Source organism: Agromyces humi, assembly GCF_009720255.1.
Classification (GTDB): Bacteria; Actinomycetota; Actinomycetes; order Actinomycetales; family Microbacteriaceae; genus Agromyces; species Agromyces humi.
In genome coordinates, this window is record NZ_WJSP02000360.1 from 1 (window position 1) to 3,707 (window position 3,707).

Consider the following 3,707-nt stretch of genomic DNA (forward strand, 5'->3'; position numbering starts at 1 on the left):
TACCAGGTGGGGTCGCTCAGCACGACCCGTCCACCACGCGGCTGCTCTGCAGGGCGAGGGGTCGTCGCGGCGCGGCCTCCGCCGCCACGTGCCCGCCGTCATCGGATGCCTCGTGCCCGAGCCCCGGCGTGAACGTCGCGAGCTCGCGACGCCAGTCGCCCACCGTGGCCCGCGATCCGCCACGGGGAGCGGGATCGGCGGGCATGCACCCATGCTCGCACGCGCGGCTGACACGACGCGGCGCCGACCGATCCGTGGATCGGTCGACGCCGCGTCGCTGCTGTGTCAGTGCCTCAGGTCAGGCGTGACCTCCGTGCGGGCCGTGACCGCCATTGCCGCCACCGTGACCGCCATTGCCGCCGCCGTGACCGCCCTTCGCCGGCGCCGCCTCGAACGCCCGCTCGATCTCCTGCGAGAACGTGTTGCCCGCGGCATCCTTCGCCGTCACCTTGAGGTCGATCCACGCACCCGCGTCGGGCACCCGGAGCTTCGCGGTGTACGCCTCGAGGAACGGACGCTCGACCGGGTAGTTGAGCATCGGGGTGGCCGTCGCGGCGCCGGCCGCGGCATCCGCCAGCTTCACCGGCTTCCAGTCGCCCCCGGCGACGCGCATCTCGAGCGTGGCATCGGTGAGCTCCGCCATGCCGATCGCGTCCTCGATGTGGCTCAGCTCGAGGCCGAGCTCGACCGACGTGCCCGCCTTGCGGCCCGAACCGACCGCGCCCGAGGCATCCGCATCGACGTCGTAGTACGCCTGGATCATCGGGAGCGTCTGCGCGGTGTAATCGGCGACCGTGCCGCTCGAGTGGAAGGTCCACTCGGTGACCGTGCGGTTCGAGCCGGGCATGTAGCTGCCGTCGTGGATCGCCGTGTTCAGCACGCGGAACTCGCTCTCGCCCTCGGGGAGGTCGAAGACGGTCGCCGACTGCCACGGCACCGAGGCCCGCAGTTCGCCGTCGACCCAGACGTCCGTGATCTGCGACCGGTCGTCGACGGGTTGGAAGACGTCGAGCGCGCCCGTGTGCTGGGGGCTGCCGCCGTCGGCCCACGAGGGGACGTTGACCTGCGCGTAGTCGCCCTCGCGCATCGGCGCCCAGTACCCGGGCCCGATGAACGGACGCACGATCGGCCCGTAGAAGGTGTCCTCCGAGACCGAGTTCGGCTCGTACGAACGACGCAGGTCGCGCATCTCCCAACTCGCGTCGATCAGCATCGTGCCCTCGTTCCACTCCACCTGGTCGGTGTTGACCCAGTCGGTGCGCTCGAGCCCGCGCTCGGTGCGGAGCATCTGGCCGACTGAGTACTGCGTCACCGGATCGAAGTCCCAGCGGAACTCGCCGATCAGCTCGCCGGTCTCGCCGTGGAACGTCGTGTCGATGCGGGCGAGATCGGTCGGGTGGTAGTCGAGCTCCTCGGGAACCGAGCCGTCGACGAAGCGGAGGATGTCGAAGACCTCCTCGGGCGCTGGCTCGACCTCACCGGCGATCGTGAGCTTCTTCGAGCTAATCGACGTCAGGAGCTTTCGACCCTGGACACCACTGATCGATGCGACGGGCAGGTCGACCTCGCTCAGGTAGTCCTCGCTGCCGACCCAGGTGGTGAACTCGCCGTCGGCGTCGTTCACGATAAGCAGGGCGACGGCACCCGCGGCGAGCGCGTTCGCCGCCTGCATCGACGGCGACACGTCGTTGGAGCGCATCACGACGGCGACCTTGCCGGTTGCCTTCGCCGCGGCGAACTCCTCGACGGTGCCATGTCCGGCATTGACGGCACCGGTCTTGATCGTGGCATCGCGCAGCACCGAGCCGGCCAGCGGGATGAGATCGAGCGTCTCCTTGCCGGCCTTCAGGCCCAGCAGCGGCTGCTCGAGGCGCCAGCGGCTCGTGAACGAGAACGCGTCGGCGTTCGGCGCCGTCATCGGCTGGGCGTAGAACCCGTCGCTCGTCACCGAGTCGATGTAGCTCGTGCTGAACGCGTCGGCGCGCAGGTCGAGGCGGTTGAACCACGGGATGAGGCCGTCGGTGCCGACATCGACCGTGACGGGCTTCGCAGCCCGCGCGTCGAACGCCACCTCGGCGTCGCCGTCGAGCACGAGGTCGGGGTCGCCGACGAGCACGGTCACCGATTCGTCGGCGGCGTGGTCGAGGGTCATGAACGCCATCACCGAGTACTCGCCGTCGGGCAGGCGCATCGTGGACTCGCCGCTCACGAAGATCGGCTCGTACCAGTCGTTGGCCACGTCGTAGAGCACGGCGTAGGTCTCGACGAGCTCGCCGTCGAAGCCGGTCGCGGTGATGGTGAGGTCGTAGCGCTCCTGCTCGGCGATGGTGCCGAGGGCGGTGCGCGCGACGTCCGCGCCATCGATGCTCGCGACGAGTGTGCCCGAGAGCTGCGTGCCCGTCTCGACCTTCGCGGGGTCGACCGTCAGCTCGACCGAGCGGCTCTCGCCGGCCGGGATCGTGAGCTGCTCGGCGGCCATGGCGAGCACGCCCTCGGGCGCGCCGTCGAAGGACGCGTCGAGGTCGAGGACGACCTCGTCGGCTCCACGGTTCGTGTACTCGATCGTGCGCACGACGGGCTCGGGCTCCTCGCCCCAGGCGAGCATGCCGAAGTCGCCCGACCCCGATGCGATGACGGGCGCATCGATCGCGGTCTCGAGGTCGACGACGCCGGAGCCGGCCTCGTACGAGCGCAGCCCGACGTCCTTGGCCGTGCTCATGAGCGCGGCACGCAGCTGGTCGGCCGTGTACTCGGGGTGCTGCTGCTTGAGCAGCGCGGCGGCGCCGGCGACGTGCGGCGTCGCCATCGACGTTCCGCTCATCGCGACGTACGAGCCCTCACCGGCGCTGTCGGCCGAGCGGGCGGCCGTGACGTCCTCGCCGGGGCCGGCGAGCTCGGGCTTGAGCGCGCCCGAGAAGGCGAGCGGGCCCTGGTTGGAGAAGTACGAGAGCGCCCCGGTCGGGTCGGCGACGGAGGCGACGGTGAGCGCCTCGGACGCCGCGCCGGGCGCGCCGATCGCCTCGGGCGCGCCGTTGTTGCCTGCGGCGACGACGAAGAGCGCTCCGGTCTGCTCGGCGATCGTGTCGAGCGCCTCGGACATCACGTCGGTGCCGTCGGACGGCTCGGCGGATCCGAGGCTCATCGACACGATGTCGGCGTGAGCACCGGCCCACTGCATGGCCTCGATGATCCACGAGTCCTGCGTGGATCCTCGCGCGCGCACCCTCGTCGAGCAGCGCGGGTGCGAGGTAGCGCTCGATGACGGATGCCGCACCGTCGACGTACTCGCCCGAGTAGAACGGATCGCGGCCGGCGACGCACTCGCCCCAGGCTTCACCGGCGTCGGTGCGCACGTGCACGAGGAGCACCTCGCGCACGGTCTCGCGGCCGAACGAGGTCTCGAACGGACGCACGAGCGGCACCTCGAGGCGATGCAGCTCGATGCGCTCGATGGTGGGGACGTCGCTGGTCGCGTCGCTCGTCGTGTCGCTCATCATGCCTCCCGGTCGGGGTCGTCGCGCGTGAAGACGTAATCGCCGTTCGCATCGAGGTCGACGCGGAGGCCGGGGTCGGCTGCGAGCACCTCGAACGCCGCACGGGATGCGTCGCGGAGCCGGGCCGCGGCGGCAGGGTCGGCGGCACGAAGGACGAACTTCACCGCGGTCTCGGGGAACCGACCCTCGGACCTCGCGGCCAGGACGGCGCGA

The 3,707-nt window shown here is 70.8% G+C and carries 3 protein-coding genes; all 3 read right to left on the reverse strand.

The annotated features are described in order from the left end of the window. Positions 1-16 precede the first annotated feature (16 nt). Positions 17-205 (reverse strand): hypothetical protein, encoded by a 189-nt coding sequence (locus GH736_RS19005; protein ID WP_159606135.1) that lies wholly within the window; start codon positions 203-205, stop codon positions 17-19. Between the two features lie 93 nt (positions 206-298). Continuing rightward, positions 299-3,337, reverse strand: a complete 3,039-nt coding sequence (locus GH736_RS19010; protein WP_328596914.1) for a S8 family peptidase — start codon at positions 3,335-3,337, stop codon at positions 299-301. A 156-nt stretch (positions 3,338-3,493) separates the two neighbouring features. After that, the coding region (locus GH736_RS19015) for a hypothetical protein (protein ID WP_159606139.1) at positions 3,494-3,707 on the reverse strand (214 nt) is incomplete at its 5' end.

Bases quoted from the DNA above. Each gene is read 5' to 3' on its own strand.
- GH736_RS19005 (WP_159606135.1), bottom strand. From the start codon at position 205: ATGCCCGCCGATCCCGCTCCCCGTGGCGGATCGCGGGCCACGGTGGGC.